Raw genomic sequence first — 21,144 nt, forward strand, 5'->3', positions numbered from 1 at the left:
TCTAGAGATAGGTGATATATGGACGTATCCGATCTTAAGGTGTTCGAAGCCGTGTCCCGCCACGGCAGCATGAACCGGGCGGCTCAGGAACTGCATACCGTTCAATCGAATGTGACGGCGCGCATACGGCTGCTGGAAGAGGAATTGGGTGTCAGCCTCTTTCAACGGCACGCGCGCGGCGTGTCGACGACACCGGCCGGGCAGCGCATCCTGCCCTTCGTTGGCCGCATCACCAAACTTCTATCCGACGTCCGAAGCGCCGCCAGGGACGATGGCTCACCGAGCGGTGCCCTTCTTGTGGGCGGTCTGGAGACCACGACCGCCTTGAGGCTGTCTCCGGTTCTCAGCCAATTTGCCAAAACCTACCCGGAGGTCCGCCTGGTCGTCACCACGGGTACGACAAGGAGGCTTCTCGACGAGGTGCTCGAATGCAGGCTCGAGGGTGCTTTCGTGGCGGGGCCGGTCAGCCATCCGGAGCTGGTGCAGGAGGCGGTGTTTCAGGAGGAGCTCGTTCTTGTTACCTCTTCCTCCGTCCGCTCGATGGATGAGCTGCCGGGGATGGCCGACCTCAGAACCATCGTCTTCCAGATCGGCTGTTCCTATCGCCAGCGGCTGGAAACGCTTTTGGCGGAGATGGGCATCGTCACCGCAAAGCCGCTGGAATTCGGCTCGCTCGACGCGATCATAAGCTGTGTCTCGGCGGGCGTCGGGATTGCCCTTCTTCCGAAGGGTATTGTCGCCTCGGCGCGGCAGGAGGGCAGGGTTGCGCTCCACGAGCTCGCGCCGGAACGATCGCTCGTGGACACGCTGTTCGTCCGTCGGAGGGACGCATATACATCGAGTGCGATGGTCGCACTCCTCGATATGCTGCGATCGAAGTCCGCTCTGCTCAGCTCGAAGCCGTGATGTCCTGCCAGGCATCGTATGCCGAGATGACCGTTTCCATCTGAGCGGTATGACCGGCGACGAACTCGTCGCCGTAAATGGTCTCGTCAGGATACTCGGTAATCAGCGTCACCGGCACGGTATGGCGATCGTCGATGTCCGCAAGACATGGGAAGCCGTTGATGATCCGGAAGCCGGTTTCGCCGGCGTGGATTTCGTAGAGGGCTATTTGCCTGTCGTTGTAGTCCAGTAGTCCCGGAATGGCGCCCAGATGCCTGGTAACCCTATCCAGGAGTTGCTCGGCCTGCGTTGCCCAGCCGGAATGATAGCGGGCGATCAGGAAAAAGCCTTTCGGCAATGTCCACATGGCGAAGTTCCGCGGCACGTAGCCGGAAAGCGGGCGTGTCCATTCATGAGCGGGATAGCCGTGCAGGTTCACATGCAGTTGCGCGCCGCTTAGCTTTTCTGCCTGGAAGCGGATTTTCTTCTCGTAGAGGTGAGGGCCGGCATTGTCCTCTGTGCGATATTCGAGATCGTCGCCGAGCGCGGTGTAACGCGCGGCATGATACATGTGGCGTGGATTGTCCTGGCGCAAACGCTGGTGCAGCGCATAGCCATCGGGATTTTCCAGCGGCGAGATCGTGAAATGCGCGCCTTCGATCGTCACGAGCCGCTGCGCGGCGCGCAGTGCGCCAACGCCGCCGGTCGTCTCATTGGCGTGCTGCCCGCCGCTGATCATCACAGCCGCGTCGCGGCCCTTGATATAGCGGGCTTTGACCGCGCGGCCGGAGCGAGTGACGGCTTCGAACGCCTCGCCGCCGACCCCTTCGAGCACCGCCTCGATCTGCCGCACGGCCAGAGGTTCTGCCGCCGTTTCGATCTGCTGCTCGGCGCCGTCCCAGTAGCGCGAGGTCAATGATTGTGTTTCCACTCTGACCGAGATTTCGCCTTGGGATAGCAGGATCTGTGGAACGATTTGTCCCGGCTTCAGGCCTCGATCGCCGAGGGGGCGACCCGACTTCTTCTGGAAGAACTCAAGCAGCGAGAAATAGAAGTCCTCGTGCAGTGCTTCTCGAAGGCTCATGACTTCGTCGCCGACGGGCAGCGTCTCGTCCACAGCAGGCAGTGCAACGCGAATATTGAGTTCTTCGAAATAGGGCTCGGTCGCACCCCAGTCGAACTGGGTAATCGCAGCTATGGTCTCTTGGAAAAGCTGCTCGTAGTCCGTGACCAGCCGTTCGCCGGGCGTGTTGTCATCCCGCACCAACCAGCCGGTTGGCGAAACGCTCGTTTCGCCGGCCGCGTCGATGTGCACGCGATTGGGCACCAACACTTTGACCCTGCGCTCGCTGTGCGCACTGCTCTTCAACAGAACGTCGTAATGGAAATTGCCGTCGGCTCTGGCAACGAAGGTGATATCGCGATTTCCCACCATCGCCGCAAGCGGATAGGCTTCCAACCGGAAACGGTTGGCGGGCGCGTTCGCATGTACGGGATAGTGGATCTCGATTGCATCCACGCCATGCAGGTCGATTTCCTCAAGAAACGCATGAACGAGGGGCTTATAGGCGCTGCGGATGCGGGCTCGAACACCCTTTTCCTTGAGCTTGCGCTCCATGTCCTGGCGGCTCCGTCTGTCGTCGAAGGTCCAGGCCTCGAATTCCTGGCCAGCCTTGGCATCTGCCGCGAGCCGCGAAAGCGTGCGTTCAAAGCTTCTCTCGAAAATCATGGTCATGATATCTTACCTTGTCGTTCTGCCAGTCGGGTCAAGGCTGTCGCGTAGCCAGTCGCCCAGGAGGTTGAGGCCGAGCACGGTCAACAGGATCGCAAGACCCGGGAAAAGACTGACCCACCACGCGGTCTGCAAATAGGTGCGTCCGTCGGCCAGCATGCCGCCCCAGCTCGGGATCGTCGGATCGACACCGAGGCCGAGGAAGGTGAGGCTGCTTTCGAGAAGGATATTGTTGGCGATGTTCAGCGTCATCAGCACGATCACCGGTCCCAGAAGGTTCGGCAGCAAATGCTGGAAGATGATACGCCAATCCCTAACGCCGATGGCGCGAGCCGAGAGGATGAATTCCCGCTCGCGCAGGGTCAGCACCGATCCGCGGACAAGACGGGCATATTGGACCCACTGCGACACGATCAGCAGGATGATGGTGTTGGTGAGGCTGCCGCCGACGATGGCGATGAAGGTAATCGCCAGCAGAATGAAGGGCATGGCGAGCTGAATATCGGCAAAGCGCATCAGGAGCACATCCCAGATGCCGCGATAGTAGCCGGCTGCCAGTCCCACGAGGACGCCGAGAACAACGCCGCCAATGACGGAGGTGAGGCCGACCAGCAGCGATATCCTACCGCCGGCGATGACGCGGGCAAGCACGTCGCGCCCAAGCGGATCAGTTCCGAACGGGTGTGCGAGGCTGGCAAAGGGTCTCGCAAGCCGGGCCATCAGATCGATCTTCTCGGCTCCACCCGGAAAGAGGACATCGGAGAATATGGCGGCGAGGCAAATGACGACGGTCAGTAACGCTCCGACGATGAATTCGAAGCTGTAGAATCGCGAACGGCTTGAGGTCGTGGCGGCCATGGGCGGTTACTCCGTGCGGATACGGGGATCGACGAGCCCGTAGGCGATATCGACCAGCAGGTTTACGCCGACGATGAACAAGGCCAGCACAGTGATCACGCCCTGCAACAGCGGATAGTCGCGGGCGGCGACGGCGTCGAAGGCAAGGGTTCCGAGACCGGGCCAGTTGAAGACGCGCTCGATGACGACGATGCCGCCGAGCAATCCGCCGAACTGGATGCCGAAATAGGTGATCAGCGGAATGGCGCAGTTGCGAAGGGCATGCTTGTAAAGCACCTTGCTCTCGCTGAGGCCTTTGGCGCGTGCGACCATGATATATTGCGACTGCAGCGTTTCCAGCATGGCGGTGCGCACCAGGCGCACATTCGTCGCCGTCAGGATGACGCCCATGGTCAGGGCCGGCATGACGTAGCTGGCTATCCCGACCATGCCGCTCGGTGGCAACCAGCCAAGCGTGATCGAGAACAGTAGCACCATCATCAGTGCCAGCCAGAAATTCGGGAAGGAAAGCCCGAGCAGAGAGAGAACGCGGATAATCTGGTCCGCCGTCCTGCCGCGCGCGGTCGCAGCCTTGATCCCGAGCGGGATGGAGAGCACGATCGATATCGCCATGGCAATGAAGGCGAGCAGCAAGGTGGCGGGTAGGGCGCCGGCGATCAATTGAGAGACGGGGGTGCCGCCCGTGAAGCTGCGTCCGAAATCCAGTGTCAGCAAGCCCTTCAGGAAGGTCAGATACTGGATGATGAACGGCTGGTCCGTACCGAGCGCTGCGCGAATGCGCACCAGATCCTCTTCCGTCATGCTGCCGCCGCCCTGAAACATCATCATGGCGGGATCGCCTGTCAGACGAATGGCGAAGGAGACGAGAAGTGTGATGGCGATGACGACGAAAATCGCCTGCAACAATCGCTTGATGAGAAAACCGGCCACGTTCTTTTCCCGAAATTTGCAGTAGGACGCCGCCGGACAGTCCGGCGGCGCCACGATTGACGATTATTCGACGGTGACTTCATTCAGCTTGATGCGGTTATCCGGCGCGGGCACGAAGCCCTTCACGCGCTTGCTGATGCCGTAGATCGCGTTGGAGTTATAGAGCGGCAGCTCCAGCGCCTTGTCGGCGACGTACTTGCCGATCTCCTTGAGGATCTTCTCACGCTCCGCGCGATCGGTGAGCGGACGCTGGGATTCCAGCAGCTTGTCCAGCGTCGCATCCTTTTCGTAGGGATTCCACTTTTCGCCGGAGTGGTACATCGCATAGGCGGTATTGTCGAAGTCGAAGGTCCAGCCGCCCCATTTTTGCTCGAACATCGCGCCGGTCTTGCCCTGTGGAATGATGTCGTTCAGCAGAACGTTGGTCTCATAGGGCTTGAGGGTCGCGGTGATGCCGACCATTTGCAGGTAGCTTGCAATGACCTGCGACACCTCGTTCATGGTCGTGTCGTTGCCGCGAATGTCGATCTGGATTGTCGCGCCGGGTTTGACGCCTGCTTCGGCGAGCAGCTTCTTGGCGCCTTCCGGATCGTAGGGAAGAGCCTTCAGTTCTGGATCGTAGCCGAAGGACGATGCACCCTGGAAGCTGGTGATCTCGACGGCCTGACCGACGAGGATCGACTTGATGATGGTTGCGCGGTCGATCGCCATAATGATGGCCTTGCGCACGCGCGGATCAGCCGTGATGCCGTCCCGGGTATTGAAGCGCAGCGCGTCGACCGTCGGGCCGGGAACGCTGGCAATCTCCAGCTTGGAATCGTTCTGGATAACAGGGAGCATGCCGATCGGGATGATCGGCGGGATGACGAGATCGACACGGCCTGCCTGAAGCTCGGCAACGGCGGTCGCGGGCTCGCTGATGAAGCGATATTCGAGTTCGGAAAGCTTTGGCGCGCCACCCCAGTAATCAGGATTGGCTGCGAGCTTGATATTCACCTTCGGCGTATAGGAAACGAACTTGAAGGCGCCGGTGCCGACCGGATTGAGGTTGAAGTAGTCCTCGCCCTTTTCCTTGATGTACTTCGGCGGGACGATCATTGCGCCATAGCCGGCAAGCTTGGTGAGCAGCACCGGATCAGGCGCCTTCAGCTTCATGTCGACCGTATAATCGTCGATGATGTCGACGCTTTCGATCGCGGTGTAGTTCGAGCGCTGCGGGCCCTTTGCGCCCTCATCGCCCAACAGGCGATCGAAGGTGAATTTCACCGCTTCGGCATTGAAGGCCTCGCCATCGTGGAACTTGACGTTGTGGCGCAACTTGAAGCGGATGCGCTTGCCCTGGTCGAGCTCTTCCCAGGATTCAGCAAGGCCGGGCACCAGTTTGAGGTCGGGACCGCGATAGGTCAGGCCATCGAAAATATTGGTCGACACGGCGGCCCAAGCCACCAGGAACGTATCGATCGGATCCCAGCTGCCCGGGTCCTGCGACGAAGCGATCGTCATCTTTCCGGCTGCGAGCGCCGGGGCGGCATTGACGGTGACACCGGAGAGGGCGAGCACCGCAAGAGCGGTTCTCAGCCCCAATTTGATTTTTTTCATCGAACCTGTTTCCTCTTCAGATCGTTGCATGGATGGTGGTCGTTTATGCGCTTTTGGCGATGAAATGACCGGCGCCGATTTCCTCGCGGGCGAGGATGGGCGGTTCATCACCGACCCGGCGAACGGGATTTGGAATTTCGCCCTCGAGCAGCGCGGTCTTGCGCTCGACCGTTGGGTCGGCGACCGGAACGGCGGACAGAAGGCGGCGGGTGTAATCATGCATCGGCGTCTCAAAAACTTGCCGGCGGCTGCCCATCTCCATGATCTGGCCGAGATAGAGAACCGCGACCCTGTGGCTTATCTTTTCCACAACCGCCATGTCATGGCTGATGAAGAGGTAGGCAAGTTCGCGTTCGGCCTGAAGATCCATGAACAGGTTGATGATCTGCGCCTGGATCGACACGTCGAGCGCCGAAAGCGCCTCGTCGGCGATGATGAGCTTGGGGTCCGAGGCAAGCGCGCGGGCAATGCAGACGCGCTGGCGCTGACCGCCGGAGAATTCGTGCGGATAACGCTCCGCATGGGCCGATGTCAGGCCGACGCGTTCCAGAAGCTCGTCCACGCGGCGACGAACCTCCTTCGAGCCCAGGATGATGCCATGGGTATTGATCGGCTCGGCAATCGAGAAGCCGACCGTCTTGCGCGGATCGAGCGAGGCAAATGGATCCTGGAAAATATACTGCACATCCCGACGCATGCGGAAGCGTTCCGCCGCCGACATCGCAGCAAAACTCTTGCCGTTGAAAGTGATTTCGCCAGCTCGGGCCTTCTGCAATTGCTGGATGGTGCGGCCGATGGTCGACTTGCCGGAGCCGGATTCACCGACCAAGGCAAGCGTTTCGCCGGGGTGGATGTCGAAGCCGACTTGCTGGACGGCACTGCAACGATGTGTGGCCTGGCCGAATATGTTCTTCTTTATGTCGAAACGTACGAAGAGGTCGCGCACGGACAATAATGGTGGCTGATCGTAACGGGCGGTATTTTGAACCCGCTCCTCACCGACGATTTTCGGCTCGCCGCCCTCAAGAACGATAAGGGGCGAGCGCTTCGGAAAGTCTTCGCCAGCCATGCTGCCGAGCTTCGGGACGGCCGCAAGCAAGGTGCGGGTGTAAGGGTGCTTCGGATTGGCGAATATGTCGCGAACCGGCCCTTCTTCGACCTTCTTGCCTTTCCACATGACGACCACATCGTCTGCCATTTCGGCGACGACACCCATGTCATGGGTGATGAAGATCATGCCCATGCCGAGATCTTTCTGGAGGTCCCGCATGATGTTGAGAATCTGCGCCTGGATGGTGACGTCGAGCGCTGTCGTCGGCTCGTCGGCGATCAAAAGCTTGGGGCGGCAGGCAAGCGCCATGGCGATCATGACGCGCTGGCGCATGCCTCCGGAGAGCTGGTGCGGATAGCGCTTCAGCAGCGCTTCCGCATCGGGGAGGCGCACCATTTCAAGAAGCCGGCGGGCTTCTGTCATCGCGGTGGATTTGCCGATATCTTCATGCAGCAAAAGAACTTCGCAGATTTGGTCGCCGATCGTAAAGACCGGGTTGAGCGAGGTCATTGGCTCCTGGAAGATCATGGCGATCTCCTTGCCGCGGATAGAGCGCATCTCTTTCTGCGGGAGCCTGAGAAGGTCCTTGCCGTTGAAGGTGATGCTGCCGGTCTCGAAGCGTGCGCCCATCATATCGGCAAGCCGCATGATCGAAAGTGACGTCACCGATTTTCCGGATCCGGACTCCCCGACGACCGCAAGCGTCCGGCCGGGCTCTACGGAAAAGGAAAGACCCTCCACCACGCGGCTTTGGCCGAAGCTTACGGTCAGATCCGCGATCGACAGAAGCGGTTTGTTGGTGTCCATCGCCTTCGTCATGCGCCCACCTCGGCATTGTGCAGGTCGTTCCAGGTGCTTTTGGAATTTGGCGGCTTGATACACACGATCTGCACTTCCATTTTCATTGTGTTCCCGACGGCAACGACATCGCCTTTTGGTGTGAACACGCCGGAGCCCTCGTCGAGATCGCCGCTAGAATCGGAGGATGGCGTGTTGGCGCCCGCAACCATTTGATTCTGGAAAACAAGCGACATTTTCCTCCAAATCGGGCGCCCCGCGATCATCCGTATCTATGTTCCCAATATATTTCTTAGGCCATGAGATAGCATCAAACAACAATCTGGTCTATATTGTTCAACAATTTTCGTGCTGTTCGCCGGAAACTGGGAGGAGTTTGCATGGAATCGTCCAACGTGGCGGCTTCGCCGGACGCTTAACCCAATGAATTGTTATCAGAAATCCGATTGCTTGCGAGCCTTCGCAGCGATGCATAGTTTGGCGGGGAGTGCAGAGATGGACAGGCGTCGCAGCTCCATCAACCGCAAGCGCCAGGAGAGCAAATGAAGCAGACGAAGCTTGCGAGTATCGAGCCGACGACAACCGCAGCGGAAACCGGACAGACCGTGACGGAGATAACGGCGGCGCGGATCCGGGAGCGGGTCATCAGCGGCACACTATCGCCTGGAAGCCACCTTTCCGAGGCGACCTTGTGCGAGGAGCTGCAGGTTTCGCGCAATACGCTGCGGGAGGTTTTTCGCCTGCTGACCACGGAAGGCGTGCTGCGCCATGAAGCCAATCGAGGCGTGTTCGTTACCACGCCGAGCATCTCCACCATTATGGATATCTTCCACATCCGCCGGCTCATAGAGTGTTCGGCGGTTTCCGGCGCGCATCATCGTCATCCGAGCATCAGCAAGATGCGGGCCGCCGTGGACGCGGCGATAAAGCACCGTGACCGCAGCGAATGGCTCGATGTCGGCAGCGCCGATATCGCCTTTCATGCCGCTATCGTCGAGTTGGCCGACAGTCCCAGGCTCTCGGCGTTCTATGCCCAGATCTCGCTGGAATTGCGTCTGGTGTTCGGCCTGATACGTGACCCGGAATATCTGCATGCTCCCTATGTCGGGCAGAATGCGACGATTCTCGCTCATCTCGAGGAGGGAGCGACCGCGAATGCCGCCGAGGCGCTGGAGAAATATCTGTATCAGGCCGAGCGGTTTATTCTGGCCGCATATTCGAGGGCCATACCCGGCTGAAGCCTGAACGGCGATCGCTGTGGAAATCATCATATGAAAGGCTGTGGCTTGAAGCAAACATTTGCCATGGCAGCTGCTTTGGCGGAAGGATACCCGTTATCCGGGACGAAATCGTGATTCCGTTTGTCCAAAAAGGCTGATCCTGGTCGTTGGCGATCAGGGTGGTCATGCGCGTCGAACCGGACTGCAGCATCGGCCCGAAAATCGGAATCGGTTTTCGGAAAGCCTGATGCGTAGATTCAAAGACTTAGAGCCTTAGGCCTCCGAAGAGAGGCATAAGGCTCTGGGTTAAATACGCAACCGGCTACCACGGATCGAAATGGAATGGACGCGCAATCCTTGAAAGGCTCTGGGAGAGCCACGGCAATTCAGCAGGTATGGGCATCTCCGCTCTATCGCGGTGCGACGCTAGCCCTCTTCCTCTCGGGGGTGGGGACCTCGGCTTCATTGCCTCAGATCGTCGTCTTCTTGGTCAAGGTACTCGGAACATCCATGCCCGTGGCCGGGCTCTATTATCTGACGGGCCTGACGGCGCCGGTTGCCGGCTATCTGGTCGGCCGCTATTCTGACAGGACAGGCAAGCGCCTCAGCCTGTTCCGGCTATGTGCCATGGCGGGTTTTCTTGGATGGGTGGGTTTCGCACTTTCGAACGCGCCCTGGATGCCGTTCGTGATCGGCGCTGTCGTCCTGGCGTTCTCCGGCTCCGCTACCTCCCAGCTTTTTACTGCCATCCATGACGATCTGAAGAGAAATCCGGCGGGTGCGAACGAAAGTGTGGTTGCACTTATCCGGATGGCGTTGACGGCCGGCTGGATCGTCGGTCCGTTTATCGGCGCGTGGTTGGCGGCTGAAACAGGGTTGCGCACCATGTTCTGGGCGACGGCTATCTGTTTCGTGGCGCAGGTCGTCCCCTTGGGAACCTTGAACGTTTCGTCGAGCCCCAAGCAAAAAGTGACGCATGCGACCAATACGGCCAGTTCGCTCAGCTGGTCGGATATGGCGCCGCTTCTGGCCTTTACCGGCCTCTACGTGCTTGTCTATGCCGGCGAGCCTATCAAATACGGCTTTCTCCTGCTTTACATGGAGGAAAATCTCGGGATCGATCCTGGAGTGCGCGGCGCGGTCATTGGAACCCAGCCGTTGATCGAGTTGCTGCTCATGCCGTTCAGCGTCATGCTGGCGCGGCGGATCGGCACGCTCTGGCTGATGTGCATCGCAGCGGCGTGCGGTGTCATTGCCAATCTATGCTTCGCGGCCTGGCCAACGGCTGTCGGCATGTTTGCCGGACAGACGCTGATGGGTGGCGTCTGGGGACTTTACATGGTGCTGGGGCTGATCGTCGCCCAGCGCCTTCTTCCGAATGCCGTCGCAACCGCCTCCGCAATCTTCATGAGTTCTTCGGCGCTGGCGATGGCGCTTGGCGGCGGTGTCGGTGGCCTTGGTGTCGCCTATCTCGGCCTTCCGAATGTCTTCTACCTTCCAGCGATTTTCTCCCTGCTGGCGATGATCGGCTTGGCGCTGATGGCACGGCGCGGCGTTATCGAGTAAAATGGCTACTTCCCCGGGCTCAGCTTTTATTTCGCCATGGCAGGTTCCGAGCGATCCTAAACCTGCTGCAAACCCTTCGCGGGGTTGATAGGGCTTTGCATGCTGCTCCATTGCGACGGCCTGTGGCGGCGCAGATGGACGTTATCGGCATTTTTTCCAATCATGCGCCACGCGGCTGCCTGTTGACGAACGGGCGCTGCTCGGATAGTTGTAAAGTCATCTGATGACTTGATGAAATTGAACCATGCGCGCCCTCACCAAAACGACGCTGGCGGAAACTGCCGTGGAGGCAATCCGCAGCGAAATCATTGCCCAGCGCTGGAGCGTCGGCGAGAAGTTGCCGAATGAAGCCTCCCTTTCCTCGATGCTTTCGGTCAGCCGCGGCACCATCCGCGAAGCGGTGCGCGTGCTGGCCTCGCAAGGCTATCTGGAGACACGCCAGGGATCCGGCACCTACGTCCGCTCCACCACTGATTTCGGCCGGCCGCTGGATATGGCGCGTCGCGCCGGACTGCGGGATCAATTCGAAGCGCGGTTGGCGCTTGAGGTCGAAGCCGCGCGGCTGACCGCCTTGCGTCACACTCCCGAGGTGATTGCGCAGTTGCGCGCGCTGCTCGCTGCGCGCGGAAACTATGGCGGGGCAGACAAGCTGGGCTTCATCGAGCGCGATCTTGCTTTCCATAAAGCCGTCGTTGCCGCATCGCGCAATATGGCGATGGTCGAGCTCTACGACTTCTTCTCGATGTCGATTGCTGAGACTATCGAGGCGACGCTCGACGCAGAAATTCCCGAGCCTGACATGCAGGCGCATATCGAGGTCGTCGACGCCATCGAAGCCGGCGATCCCGAGGCGGCCGATGCCGCTGTGCGTCGCTTCATGGCGCCCGTTATCGCTACTCTTGATCGGTTGTTGCTATCATGACCTCCTCGTTGCAAAACCCAGCCTCCGTCGATCTTATCGACGCCGAGGCCGATGAAATTCCGCCACCGGAAGCCCATAAGGGGAAAACGCCGATCGGCAGATTCATTCTGGGCGCGAGCCTTGTCCTGATTGCCTTCAATCTCAGGCCGGTCTTTTCCAGCGCATCGGCGCTTCTGCCAGAGATCAGAACCGGGCTTGGCCTGTCTTCTTTCGGGACGAGTGTTCTGACGACCTTGCCCGTAGTCTGCCTGGGATTGTTTTCACCGCTTGCACCAAGGCTTGCACAGCGACTGGGGACGGAACGCGTCCTGCTGGGCATGATCCTGTTGCTCGCCCTTGGCACTGCGCTGCGCGGCCTGCCCTCTATTCCCATGCTGTTCTTCGGGACTGCGCTTGCTGGCGCGTGCATCGCTATCGGTAATGTGCTCTTGCCTGGCGTCGTCAAGCGCGACTTTCCAGACAAGGCAGCACTGATGACGGGCTGCTACACGATGGCGCTATGTGCCGGAGCGGCAAGTGCTGCAGGGCTGACACTCCCCATCGAGCACGCGCTTGGCGGGTCGCTCGGGGGCGCGCTTTCCGCCTGGGCCTTGCCGGCCTTGGCCGTCGCGCTCCTCTGGCTGCCGCAGGTCATAGGAACGCGCAACCAGGCCCGTCGCACCGGCTTTCGCGTTACCGGTCTGTGGACAGATCCCATCGCCTGGCAGGTGACGCTGTTCATGGGCTTGCAGTCGGCGCTCGCCTATTGCGTCTTCGGCTGGCTCGTTCCGATCCTGCGCGAACGTGGTCTTGATGGCGTGACGGCGGGCGCGATCGTATCCGTCTCCGTAATGGTTCAGGCGGCATCATGTCTGGTTGCCCCCCACATCGCCGTCAAAGGCCGGGATCAGCGCGTGATCAACGTCACGCTTTGCGCGATCGCGGTCATAGCATTGCTGGGCCTTCTCTTCGCACCGCTTTGGACAGTCTGGTTCTGGGCGGTGTTGCAAGGCGTCGGGCAGGGTGGCCTGATCGCCGTGGCGATGACGGTGATCGTGCTGCGTTCGCCGGATGCCCACGTCGCCGCTCATCTTTCCGGCATGGCGCAATTTGTCGGCTATCTGCTTGCGGCCATCGGCCCGCTTATTGTCGGCATGATCCATGGCTGGACGGGCAGCTTTGCCTGGTGCTCCGTCTTGTTCGTCCTGCTCGGCCTCTGTGCCGCCATCAATGGCTGGTTTGCCGGGCGCGCAATTACCGTCAACGCCAAGACCACGGAGGCACCTTAGTCCAAAGAGTCTTTGGTGGGGGTGACTGAATTCGAAGGCCGATGCTGTAGAGGGTTTTCATTGCCGATGAAGCGGCAAGATGTGATGTTCGGTCAAGGGCGCCATGGATATGGCGCCTGGATGGGCGGGCGATACCCAGCGGATCTCCTCGATTTCTGCCGCAGCGGTGATTGTGGTATCGCCGACTTGAAGCCGGAAGACGTCGGCGACGACGATATGCCCTGGCTCATTGGCGGCTGGCGCCCGGAATTGACCCAGGAACGTCAGTGCCTTGGTGTCGATCTCAAGGCCCAATTCCTCGAATAGCTCTCTCGCAAGAGCCTGTTCCGGCGCTTCATGCGGCTCGATCTTGCCGCCGGGCTGCATGAAAGCCGTGGTGCCGTGCTTGCGCACGAGCAGCGTATCTCCATTGCGGCGCAATAGCAGAGCCGCAGCTATCCTTATTGTTTTCGTCATGTCACGATCTGATCGGATTCGCGATCCGGTTTCAATCACCATCACGTCCGCATGTGGCCATCCGCTTCATCGGGATCCACGCTACGAGATCAAGCGCAGCGTGATCTGCTGATTGCTGTGGTCGCGCGCGGCATCGTTGCCAAATGCTCAAGCCTCCAGCCAGTCTGCGAGACCATCCAGCGTTTGCAGCCCGTATTCGACCGCGCCGAAGCCAATGACGATTTTACGGCGTGCGGGGGTGGGATGGAGCTGACGCATGGTCAGAACCGTCTTGCCGTCGGCCTGCTCATCGAAAGTCACCGTAGTCCGGAACCGATCGGGATCGCTCGGATCGGGCGTCCCATGATCCATCACTATCCGTTCGTTCGGCACGATCTCCAGAAAGCGCACAAGATTTGCGAAGCGTCGCTCTTGTCCTTCGAACAGACCCACCATGTCGAACCGCCAGACCCCGCCCTCGCGGATATCGGCTTCGTGGTTCTCGATTTTAAGGCTGGTCGGGCCATACCATTCGGCCAGCGCTCGCGGGTCCATCCACGCGGCGAAGACCTTCTCCCGCGGGTGTTTGAGCACCTTCACCAGCACGATTTCGCGGTCCAGCGCCCAGGTATCAAACGGATTTGTCATGTTTTTCGTCATCCTCTCTCGTCTTGTCCAAATAGACTTCCAGCCGATCCAGCCGCTCGCTCCAGCGTCGGCGCTCCGCCTCCATCCAGTCTGCCGCCTCGTCGAACCGTGCCTGCACCAGCCTGCACCAGCGGCTGCGGCCGCGCTTCTCGCTGGCGATCAGCCCGCAATCCTCCAGCACTTTCAGGTGCTGCGCAAAGGAGGGCAATGCCATGTCGAAGGGCTCGGCCAGGACGGAGACGGGAACCTCGCCCTCGGCTAGCCGCGATACCACCGCACGGCGGGTCGGGTCGCTGAGAGCGTGAAAGGCGAGATCGAGAGGGGTCGAATGATAGGGCATGTGTTTTCCTAAAACGAATTGGGGCGTCGGTCAAGAAACTTAGGTACTTGCCTTACTAATCGGTCCGTTTAAGATGAGAGCGGCTAAGCAACCACTCACAAGGAGAACTCCAATGGCAGTTCGTGTCGATCTCATGATCTCGCTTGACGGTTTCGCGACAACGACGGACCAGACGCCCGAAGTCCCCTTCGGCGAAGACTGGCCGCGTCTTGTTGGCGCATATACCGCAACGCGAACCTTCAGAGAGCGCGTGTTCAAGGATATGAGCGGGGCCGGGACCACCGGCATCGATGACGACTATGCAAGGGAATATTTCGAGAATGTGGGTGCCGAAATCATGGGTGCCGGCATGTTCGGGCTCCATAACTTCCCCGACGACCCGAACTGGCGTGGCTGGTGGGGCGAAGAGCCACCCTTCCGGGTTCCGGTCTTCGTACTCACGCATACCGCTCGACCCTTCCTGGAAATGGCCGGCGGCACTACATTTCATTTTGTCAACACGACGCCGATCGACGCGCTCCAGCGGGCGGAAAAGGTAGCGGGCGGAAAGGATGTCCGGGTTGGCGGCGGCCCAACAGTCGTTCGTGAGTTCTTGAAGGCAGGTCTTGTCGATCAGCTTCATGTTGCGATCACGCCGATCCTGCTCGGACGCGGCATCCGCCTGTGGGACGATCTGCGTGGCCTGGAGGCCGGCTACTCGGTCAAATCGGAAACGGCGCCGAGTGGCACCATCCATCTGACGTTTCGCCGCTGACTGCACGCCCGCTCGTGGCGCGATCATGGGTCATCAGCGGATGATCCATGATCCCGGTTTTTGGTGGAGAGCCGATCTATGCGGCTCGTCAAGGCTGGCGCTGATCCGTCAGATGCTGACGGAAAAATGCGAGGACTTCGGCATTGAACTCTTTGTGGAACGCGGCGCGATCGAAGCCTGGAGCGTCGCCGCAGGAGGGCCTCGTTGCTGATTTGACGTCCGGGCAGGGCGTCAGGAACGACAGGTGCCTGGCATTAGGGACGACCCGGAAATCTGGTTTGTCCGGCAGCTCATGCGCCAGCTTTGCGACGTTCTCAGGCTCTGCATCCTGGCCGCCGCCGAGTTGAGACCCCCAGAGCTGAAGCGGAATTTTTACGTCTTTCACGCTGTCGGCGTTCAAGAAAGCAGTGCTCAAGGGGTCGGCGATCACCATCGCCTTAACGCGGGCATCGTGTGTCCAGGTCCGAGGTAGCTGGATTCGCTGAAAAGGCCGCCTTTGCTCGACAGACGGGCAGTCTGTAACGTTCGGGTTCACACAGCGCGGCGGCAGTTGGCTTAGGTCGGGATTGGCGCCGGCAACCACAAGTCCTGTGTAGCCGCCCTGGGAAAATCCGTAGAAACCGATACGGCGCGGATCGATGCTTGCTGCGTCGGGCGATGGCCCGAGCATGAAGTCGATGGTGCGCTTGATGTCGGCCGGTCGTTCGACCAGCACGCCCATGCCGTTTGCCTGACTCATGTCGGCGTAGTTCGCATGTGGATGATTGATAGCGACGACGATGAAGCCTCCGTCCGCCAGCGCCTGGGCGGTGTCCCGGTGGCCGAGCGAGTCGCCGCCATAACCGTGTGAAATGACGATGAGCGGCAGATCCTTGCCCATGATCGGACAATCCGGCGTCGCTGCTAATATTAAAGCTCCTATTCTCATCGACGTCGACGCCCCAGCGCAGGGTGACCACATTGCCCCGGTGATTTCCGGGCCGCCGGCGTCGGCCGGAATTCGAATGAACTTGAACCCCGCCGCCTGGCACAACGATGCAGCAAGGCAGAGGGCGGCTGCGAGGGCAAGGCTGCGGTGGATCATTGCGCAATTCCTTCTGGCGGGGGGGCTTGCATCAGGCGCTGGCAACGGCGCGGCCCGCGAGCTTGGACTGTCGCAACGGCGCCGCCATGGGGCGAGGGCCTCGAATGTTGGTTCACTACCTTGCATAAACAGATAGCTTGTTATATCTAACTTGTAAAGCTGAGGCATTCATGACCGACTCGATCCAAGTCCAACTGCGAAAAGGCGTTCTCGATCTATGCGTCCTGGCCGTGCTTTCGCGCGGCGAGAGCTATGGTTATGAAATCGCCAGCACCTTGGTCGCGGCGGTTGGAATGGGGGAAGGGACGATCTATCCGTTGATGCGCAGGATGCAGAATGACGGCCTGGTTGCGACCCGTATCGTCGAGTCCAGCAACGGGCCGCCGCGCAAATATTACCGGCTTACGCCATTGGGTCATTCGATTTTCGAGGCGCATCGTCGCGATTGGCGCGCGCTTGCTGGCGCTGTCGACAAACTTCTTGAGGAATAGCCATGACCAGGGATGCTTTTTTGCGTGCGCTGAGACTGGGCCTTGCCGGGCTTCCGCCTCACGAAATCGATGACATCGTTGCCGATTACACCGCCTATTTTACCGAATCCGGGGCCTCTGGTCGTAGTGATGAAGACGTCGTGGCCGCACTGGGCGATCCAGCCAGAATAGCCAGAGAGTTGCGGGCGGATGCAGGACTGCGCCGTTTCGAGGCTCATTGGAGTGTGCCGAACCTTCTGGCGGCGATGATGGCACTGGCCGGGCTTGCCATCGTCGATATCTTCTTCCTGTTGCCGTTGTTGTTCGCTGCGGTCTTTGTCACGTTCGGTCTTGCAATCGCGCTCCTTGCGATCGGCATTGTTGGTCTGAAGATCGTGTTCACGACCGTGTTTTTTCACATCGGCCTGCCCAGTGTCGGCATGTTGGCACGCCTCCTTATCGGGGCTGGGCTGGTCAGTGTCCTCGTGGGGGGTGGCGCACTGCTGCTCATGGGACTTAGCCTCGGTATCCGCATGCTCGGGCGGTATGCCCGGCTGCATTTTCGCTTGGCGCAAGCAACCGAAAATCGTGTTTGATCGGTGCGCTGCATATTGTTGGAGGAATGGACAATGAACCGGAAACTGGCGACCGTCGCGACGGCCGGATTGATTTGCGCATTTGTCTTTCTTGCGGTGGGTTTTGGACTTTCTGGACCGGATCTGGCCAATGCCCGATACTGGTGGGATGGCATACAATCCACGTGCGGTTCAACGGGATCGGGCAAGCAGCAGATCGTCCTGCCTTTCAATTCGGATGGCCGCCTGTCAATCGATATGCCTGCCTCCGTTCGATACCAGCCTGGTGGCAAAGCCGAGGCTGTCATCAGCGGCAACTCAGCGCTTCTCGACCATGTACGATTGGAAGACGGCAAGCTGAGCCTCGATTGCAATCCGGGCTGGTCCATGTCCAAAGTCGATGTCACCCTCTCCGGGCCGCTCGTCACTGATTGGAAGGTTCGCGGCAGCGGAGACCTTGTCTTGTCGCAACTCGATCAGGACGATCTGCACCTGCGCATTTCCGGCAGTGGCAGCGTCAAGGCCGCCGGCAGTGCTCGATCCGTCGATCTGGACGTGTCCGGCTCGGGTACGGCGCGCCTGAAGGACCTGGCCGCGCAATCCGTGAAGATCAGAATTCGCGGCAGTGGTGACGCGCAGGTCGCTGCAGCGGCCGATGCCGACATATCGATCAGCGGAAGCGGCAATATCGAATTGTACGGGCGTCCGGTGTTGCGGCGTTCCGAGATCAGAGGTAGCGGCCGCCTCGTGCAGGTGCCGTAGCCTGCCTCGATGGGCGCGCAGCTGGATGATGGTTTCTGCCGTCGGATGAGGCTTGCTCTCCCGGCCACCTTGCTTTGAAAAATTCTCATGTTAATCAATGGGAATGTGATGCTAGCAAATATGCGGAAACAATGCCGAACAAGACAGATAGCGACGCCGGACAGACATCAGCATTCGATACCGAGGCTGTAAAGCCCAGGCGGCCTCTGCGAGAACCCCGACGTTCTCTCGCGATCGGGCTGCTGCGCGCTCGCGAAGCGGTCATGAGCCATTTCCGGCCGATCCTGGCGGCGCATGACGTCACCGAACAGCAATGGCGCGTCATTCGTGTCCTCTACGAGGGCGGCAAACTTGATGCCACTGAGCTGGCTGACAAGGCATCCATTCTGGCGCCGAGCCTGACGCGGATGATACGGCTGCTTGAGGAGCGTGGCTTCATCACCAAGCACAAGGACGAGGCAGACGGCCGCAGGGTGCTTTTGCAGATCACGCCGGCGGGTGAGACCCTCGTGACGGAAGTCATGCCGGAGAGCCTGAAAGTCTATGCCGACATCGATGCCCGTTTCGGCGTGCAGCGCGTGGAGCAGCTCCTCGACATGTTGCAGGAACTGGCGTCGCTGAAGCTTGAGAACGGCTCTGTCGGCGAAGAGTGAATGCATGCTCAATTTCATTAATGTGTTAAGTATTTAATTGACGGACCGGAGGAACTGTAGCAGTCTTCATCAGCGCTGATACTGTTGGGAGGCAGAGTTGGACCTGTTGCAGAATCGCAGCCTCATCGAACGGAGCTGGTCGCCCACGCCCTATGATCAATGGGCGGACGGCTTGCGGAGCATTTGCGGGAATTTCAACCCGCATACCGTGACGCGCGGCGATAGTGTCGTCGGCATGGCAAGCCGCATCGATGTGTGCGGCATGGAGTTCGCACACGTCTCCAATGATCTCGATTATGTCCATCGCGATTGGGACGATATCCGGCGCGATGCTAGTGAGCATCTTTTTCTGATCCTGCAGCTTGAAGGTGTCTGTGGCGTCGAGCATTCCGGCCAGCAGAACATTCTTGACGTCGGCGAGTGCATTCTCGTCGACTCCACCCGTCCCACAACCTTCTATTTCCGTGGACACTTCTCCAATCATCTCTCGCTGCATTTGCCGCGGCAATTGATGTATTCCGACAGCAAGGTCGATTTCGACGTGGCCCGCAAGCTCGTCGCATCCGACCCGATGGCGATGATGCTGCGGGCGCTGATCGCCAAGATAATGACCACGCCGGAAAATGACGTGGCTTCTCCGCATCTGCGTCAGCTGATGTTCGACACGACCCGTCAGGCCTTTCTGTCGACGAGCGCCCAGGCGACCAGTCTGAACTCGCTGCATGACAGCGCCAGCAGGCGCATGCAGATGGTCGATATTCTGATCGACAAGCACCTGACCGATACCGACCTCAATGCCAAATGGCTGGCGACGAGGCTTGGCGTGTCGATCCGCACCCTTCAGCAGGATTTCCAGGGCATGGGCATGACCTGCACGACCGTCATTCGCGACAAGCGCCTGCGCTTTGCCCGCGAAAAGATCGAGCAGCTCAAGGAACGGCGCAACCCCACAACGATAGCCGAAGTCGCCTATTCCGCCGGTTTCAACGATATTTCATATTTCAATCGCAGCTTCAAGGAACTGTTCGATTGCGCTCCGAGCGAGCTGCTTCGGTCCGCCGAACCAGTGCATAGATTGGACTGAAACGCAGTCTGCGCTCCAGTCCAAGACGAGGCGCGTTTCTCCCCAAGACGGGTCTGGTGGCAAAAGCCATAGTCCTCCCGAAAGTCACGGGAGGAGAATATCGTGAAGCAGTATACCCTGCTTATCGGCGGCGAGCATGTCGCCACGTCCCATCATGCACCGGTCGCAAATCCATCAAGCGGTGATGTGGTCGGCTACATGCCGCTCGGCAGCGAAGCAGATCTTGACAGGGCGGTTGCCGCAGCGACTGAAGCCTTCAAGACCTGGTCGCAGGCTTCGAACGAAGAGCGCGCCAGCGCTTGCCGCGCGGTCGCAGAGAAGATCAACGAACATGCGGAAGAGCTTGCCCAGATCCTGACTCGGGAACAGGGCAAGCCGCTCAATGGCCTCGGTTCGCGCTTCGAAATCGGTGGCGCACTTGCCTGGACACGGCATACCGCCGAACTGGACTTGCCGGTTGAGGTGCTTCAGGACGACAATGAAGGCCGCGTCGAATTGCATCGCAAGCCGATCGGCGTCGTCGGTTCGATCACGCCCTGGAACTGGCCCGTGATGATCGCCTGCTGGCATATCGTGCCGGCTGTGCGCGCAGGCAATACCGTCGTCATCAAGCCGTCGCCGCTGACGCCCTTGTCGACTATTCGCCTCGTCGAAATCATGAATGAGGTTCTTCCGCCCGGCGTCGTCAACATCATTACCGGCGAAAACAGCATCGGGGCGGCACTTTCCGCCCATCCTGGGATTTCCAAGATGACCTTCACCGGTTCGACGGAAACCGGCAAGAAGGTCATGGCGTCGGCAGTCGCGACCCTGAAGCGGCTGACGCTGGAACTCGGCGGCAATGATGCGGGTATCGTGTTGCCGGATGCTGACCCAAAAGCCATTGTCGAGGGGCTTTTCTGGGGCGCATTCATCAACAATGGCCAGACCTGCGCAGCGCTGAAGCGCCTCTATGTGCATGACAGCATTTATGAGGATGTGTGCCGCGGGCTTGCCGATTACGCAGGCAAGATCGCCGTCGGTGATGGTCTGGATGAGACGAGCATTCTCGGACCCATTCAAAACGAAATGCAGTTCAATAAGGTGCGTGAACTCGTTGACGATGCGCGTGCCAATGGCGGCCGCATCCTGACCGGCGGCGCGCCGATGGACCGGCCCGGATACTTCTATCCGATCACGCTCGTTGCCGATGTCGACCATGGCGTGCGGCTGGTCGATGAAGAGCAGTTCGGTCCGGCACTGCCGATCATCCGATACAGCGATATCGATGAGGTGATTGCACGCGCCAACCAGAATCCGGCGGGCCTCGGCGGCTCCGTTTGGTCTGCGGATGCCCAGAAGGCGAAGCGCTATGCGATGCAGCTCGAATGCGGCTCCGTCTGGATCAACAAGCACGGCACCATTCAGCCCAACGCACCCTTCGGCGGCGTGAAGCAGTCCGGCATGGGGGTCGAGTTTGGCGCTGAGGGGCTGAAGGAATTCACGACAATCCAGACGGTGCTGAGCTAAG

22 protein-coding genes are annotated in these 21,144 nt (G+C 59.8%); 12 read left to right on the top strand and 10 right to left on the bottom strand.

All coding sequences use genetic code 11. The annotated features are described in order from the left end of the window. Window positions 1-18: 18 nt before the first annotated feature. A complete protein-coding gene (locus tag ACIQJ2_RS05910; protein ID WP_400667781.1) occupies window positions 19-906 on the top strand; it encodes a LysR family transcriptional regulator in 888 nt (295 codons plus the stop codon). Here the strand turns inward: ACIQJ2_RS05910 and ACIQJ2_RS05915 are convergent. The 6 genes from ACIQJ2_RS05915 to ACIQJ2_RS05940 form a co-directional block, all read right to left on the bottom strand. Then, complete coding sequence (locus tag ACIQJ2_RS05915; RefSeq protein WP_400667783.1) at window positions 890-2,620, bottom strand: M14 family metallopeptidase; 1,731 nt, start codon at window positions 2,618-2,620, stop codon at window positions 890-892. The genes ACIQJ2_RS05910 and ACIQJ2_RS05915 overlap by 17 nt on opposite strands. Before the next feature lie 6 nt (window positions 2,621-2,626). Next, window positions 2,627-3,475, bottom strand: a complete 849-nt coding sequence (locus ACIQJ2_RS05920) for an ABC transporter permease (protein WP_400667785.1) — start codon at window positions 3,473-3,475, stop codon at window positions 2,627-2,629. Between the two features lie 6 nt (window positions 3,476-3,481). Next, window positions 3,482-4,405 (bottom strand): ABC transporter permease, encoded by a 924-nt coding sequence (locus ACIQJ2_RS05925; RefSeq protein ID WP_199148256.1) that lies wholly within the window; start codon window positions 4,403-4,405, stop codon window positions 3,482-3,484. Between the two features lie 63 nt (window positions 4,406-4,468). Beyond that, entirely contained in the window at window positions 4,469-6,004 is a 1,536-nt protein-coding gene (locus tag ACIQJ2_RS05930; RefSeq protein ID WP_400667787.1) for an ABC transporter substrate-binding protein, read from the bottom strand. A gap of 43 nt (window positions 6,005-6,047) precedes the next feature. Next, the gene (locus ACIQJ2_RS05935) at window positions 6,048-7,874 is read right to left on the bottom strand and encodes an ABC transporter ATP-binding protein (protein ID WP_400667789.1); all 1,827 of its coding nucleotides are present in this window, start codon (window positions 7,872-7,874) and stop codon (window positions 6,048-6,050) included. After that, window positions 7,871-8,089 (bottom strand): hypothetical protein, encoded by a 219-nt coding sequence (locus ACIQJ2_RS05940; RefSeq protein WP_400667791.1) that lies wholly within the window; start codon window positions 8,087-8,089, stop codon window positions 7,871-7,873. Before ACIQJ2_RS05940 ends, ACIQJ2_RS05935 begins: the two co-directional genes overlap by 4 nt. 306 nt (window positions 8,090-8,395) lie before the next feature. Between ACIQJ2_RS05940 and ACIQJ2_RS05945 the strand changes: the two genes are divergently transcribed. The 4 genes from ACIQJ2_RS05945 to ACIQJ2_RS05960 all read left to right on the top strand — a co-directional run bounded on the left by ACIQJ2_RS05945 (window position 8,396) and on the right by ACIQJ2_RS05960 (window position 12,829). Beyond that, window positions 8,396-9,091, top strand: a complete 696-nt coding sequence (locus ACIQJ2_RS05945; protein ID WP_400667793.1) for a GntR family transcriptional regulator — start codon at window positions 8,396-8,398, stop codon at window positions 9,089-9,091. A 324-nt stretch (window positions 9,092-9,415) separates the two neighbouring features. Then, window positions 9,416-10,639: an MFS transporter gene (locus ACIQJ2_RS05950; RefSeq protein ID WP_400667795.1), complete on the top strand. Its 1,224-nt coding sequence runs from the start codon at window positions 9,416-9,418 to the stop codon at window positions 10,637-10,639. A 244-nt stretch (window positions 10,640-10,883) separates the two neighbouring features. Next, complete coding sequence (locus ACIQJ2_RS05955; protein ID WP_400667797.1) at window positions 10,884-11,561, top strand: FadR/GntR family transcriptional regulator; 678 nt, start codon at window positions 10,884-10,886, stop codon at window positions 11,559-11,561. Then, a complete protein-coding gene (locus ACIQJ2_RS05960) occupies window positions 11,558-12,829 on the top strand; it encodes a CynX/NimT family MFS transporter (RefSeq protein ID WP_400667799.1) in 1,272 nt (423 codons plus the stop codon). The genes ACIQJ2_RS05955 and ACIQJ2_RS05960 overlap by 4 nt, the downstream gene beginning before the upstream one ends. Before the next feature lie 57 nt (window positions 12,830-12,886). Here the strand turns inward: ACIQJ2_RS05960 and ACIQJ2_RS05965 are convergent, their stop codons facing one another. From ACIQJ2_RS05965 to ACIQJ2_RS05975, 3 genes are all read right to left on the bottom strand, one after another. Further along, entirely contained in the window at window positions 12,887-13,285 is a 399-nt protein-coding gene (locus ACIQJ2_RS05965; protein ID WP_400667801.1) for an NUDIX domain-containing protein, read from the bottom strand. Window positions 13,286-13,432: 147 nt separating this feature from the next. Further along, a complete protein-coding gene (locus ACIQJ2_RS05970) occupies window positions 13,433-13,912 on the bottom strand; it encodes an SRPBCC family protein (RefSeq protein ID WP_400668681.1) in 480 nt (159 codons plus the stop codon). Beyond that, window positions 13,896-14,252 carry an ArsR/SmtB family transcription factor gene (locus ACIQJ2_RS05975; RefSeq protein WP_400667803.1) on the bottom strand — a complete coding sequence of 119 codons (357 nt, stop codon included), beginning with the start codon at window positions 14,250-14,252 and terminating at the stop codon, window positions 13,896-13,898. Before ACIQJ2_RS05975 ends, ACIQJ2_RS05970 begins: the two co-directional genes overlap by 17 nt. A 112-nt stretch (window positions 14,253-14,364) precedes the next feature. Between ACIQJ2_RS05975 and ACIQJ2_RS05980 the strand changes: the two genes are divergently transcribed. Next, complete coding sequence (locus ACIQJ2_RS05980) at window positions 14,365-15,006, top strand: dihydrofolate reductase family protein (protein ID WP_400667804.1); 642 nt, start codon at window positions 14,365-14,367, stop codon at window positions 15,004-15,006. Window positions 15,007-15,094: 88 nt separating this feature from the next. Here the strand turns inward: ACIQJ2_RS05980 and ACIQJ2_RS05985 are convergent, their stop codons facing one another. Continuing rightward, entirely contained in the window at window positions 15,095-16,090 is a 996-nt protein-coding gene (locus ACIQJ2_RS05985) for an alpha/beta hydrolase family protein (protein WP_400667806.1), read from the bottom strand. A 170-nt stretch (window positions 16,091-16,260) separates the two neighbouring features. On the opposite strand from ACIQJ2_RS05985, the gene ACIQJ2_RS05990 reads away from it, so the two are divergent. The 6 genes from ACIQJ2_RS05990 (at window position 16,261) to ACIQJ2_RS06015 (ending at window position 21,143) form a co-directional block, all read left to right on the top strand. Next, window positions 16,261-16,581, top strand: a complete 321-nt coding sequence (locus ACIQJ2_RS05990; RefSeq protein ID WP_199148267.1) for a PadR family transcriptional regulator — start codon at window positions 16,261-16,263, stop codon at window positions 16,579-16,581. 2 nt (window positions 16,582-16,583) lie between these two features. After that, a complete protein-coding gene (locus ACIQJ2_RS05995) occupies window positions 16,584-17,156 on the top strand; it encodes a DUF1700 domain-containing protein (protein ID WP_400667808.1) in 573 nt (190 codons plus the stop codon). A 33-nt stretch (window positions 17,157-17,189) separates the two neighbouring features. After that, on the top strand, window positions 17,190-17,897 hold the full coding sequence (locus ACIQJ2_RS06000; protein ID WP_400667810.1) for a GIN domain-containing protein: 708 nt from the start codon (window positions 17,190-17,192) through the stop codon (window positions 17,895-17,897). Between the two features lie 131 nt (window positions 17,898-18,028). Continuing rightward, window positions 18,029-18,550: a homoprotocatechuate degradation operon regulator HpaR gene (gene hpaR, locus ACIQJ2_RS06005; RefSeq protein ID WP_246762050.1), complete on the top strand. Its 522-nt coding sequence runs from the start codon at window positions 18,029-18,031 to the stop codon at window positions 18,548-18,550. A gap of 97 nt (window positions 18,551-18,647) precedes the next feature. Then, window positions 18,648-19,634 (top strand): helix-turn-helix domain-containing protein, encoded by a 987-nt coding sequence (locus tag ACIQJ2_RS06010; protein ID WP_400667812.1) that lies wholly within the window; start codon window positions 18,648-18,650, stop codon window positions 19,632-19,634. Window positions 19,635-19,736: 102 nt separating this feature from the next. Beyond that, window positions 19,737-21,143, top strand: coding sequence for an aldehyde dehydrogenase family protein (locus ACIQJ2_RS06015; RefSeq protein WP_400667814.1), 1,407 nt, complete (start codon window positions 19,737-19,739; stop codon window positions 21,141-21,143). Window position 21,144: the final 1 nt, after the last annotated feature.

It is taken from the genome of Rhizobium sp. NPDC092011 (assembly GCF_044756305.1).
Classification (GTDB): domain Bacteria; phylum Pseudomonadota; class Alphaproteobacteria; order Rhizobiales; family Rhizobiaceae; genus Rhizobium.

What these genes read in the sequence shown, in the direction of transcription:
- ACIQJ2_RS05935 (WP_400667789.1), bottom strand. Translation starts at nt 7,874, where the DNA reads ATGACGAAGGCGATGGACACCAACAAACCGCTTCTGTCGATCGCGGAT.
- ACIQJ2_RS05955 (WP_400667797.1), top strand. Translation starts at nt 10,884, where the DNA reads ATGCGCGCCCTCACCAAAACGACGCTGGCGGAAACTGCCGTGGAGGCA.
- ACIQJ2_RS05915 (WP_400667783.1), bottom strand. Translation starts at nt 2,620, where the DNA reads ATGACCATGATTTTCGAGAGAAGCTTTGAACGCACGCTTTCGCGGCTC.
- ACIQJ2_RS05945 (WP_400667793.1), top strand. Translation starts at nt 8,396, where the DNA reads ATGAAGCAGACGAAGCTTGCGAGTATCGAGCCGACGACAACCGCAGCG.
- ACIQJ2_RS05970 (WP_400668681.1), bottom strand. Translation starts at nt 13,912, where the DNA reads ATGACAAATCCGTTTGATACCTGGGCGCTGGACCGCGAAATCGTGCTG.
- ACIQJ2_RS05950 (WP_400667795.1), top strand. Translation starts at nt 9,416, where the DNA reads ATGGACGCGCAATCCTTGAAAGGCTCTGGGAGAGCCACGGCAATTCAG.
- ACIQJ2_RS05975 (WP_400667803.1), bottom strand. Translation starts at nt 14,252, where the DNA reads ATGCCCTATCATTCGACCCCTCTCGATCTCGCCTTTCACGCTCTCAGC.
- ACIQJ2_RS05965 (WP_400667801.1), bottom strand. Translation starts at nt 13,285, where the DNA reads ATGACGAAAACAATAAGGATAGCTGCGGCTCTGCTATTGCGCCGCAAT.
- ACIQJ2_RS05910 (WP_400667781.1), top strand. Translation starts at nt 19, where the DNA reads ATGGACGTATCCGATCTTAAGGTGTTCGAAGCCGTGTCCCGCCACGGC.
- ACIQJ2_RS05920 (WP_400667785.1), bottom strand. Translation starts at nt 3,475, where the DNA reads ATGGCCGCCACGACCTCAAGCCGTTCGCGATTCTACAGCTTCGAATTC.
- ACIQJ2_RS05940 (WP_400667791.1), bottom strand. Translation starts at nt 8,089, where the DNA reads ATGTCGCTTGTTTTCCAGAATCAAATGGTTGCGGGCGCCAACACGCCA.
- hpaR (WP_246762050.1), top strand. Translation starts at nt 18,029, where the DNA reads ATGCCGAACAAGACAGATAGCGACGCCGGACAGACATCAGCATTCGAT.
- ACIQJ2_RS05930 (WP_400667787.1), bottom strand. Translation starts at nt 6,004, where the DNA reads ATGAAAAAAATCAAATTGGGGCTGAGAACCGCTCTTGCGGTGCTCGCC.
- ACIQJ2_RS05985 (WP_400667806.1), bottom strand. Translation starts at nt 16,090, where the DNA reads ATGATCCACCGCAGCCTTGCCCTCGCAGCCGCCCTCTGCCTTGCTGCA.
- ACIQJ2_RS05995 (WP_400667808.1), top strand. Translation starts at nt 16,584, where the DNA reads ATGACCAGGGATGCTTTTTTGCGTGCGCTGAGACTGGGCCTTGCCGGG.
- ACIQJ2_RS05990 (WP_199148267.1), top strand. Translation starts at nt 16,261, where the DNA reads ATGACCGACTCGATCCAAGTCCAACTGCGAAAAGGCGTTCTCGATCTA.
- ACIQJ2_RS05960 (WP_400667799.1), top strand. Translation starts at nt 11,558, where the DNA reads ATGACCTCCTCGTTGCAAAACCCAGCCTCCGTCGATCTTATCGACGCC.
- ACIQJ2_RS05980 (WP_400667804.1), top strand. Translation starts at nt 14,365, where the DNA reads ATGGCAGTTCGTGTCGATCTCATGATCTCGCTTGACGGTTTCGCGACA.
- ACIQJ2_RS06000 (WP_400667810.1), top strand. Translation starts at nt 17,190, where the DNA reads ATGAACCGGAAACTGGCGACCGTCGCGACGGCCGGATTGATTTGCGCA.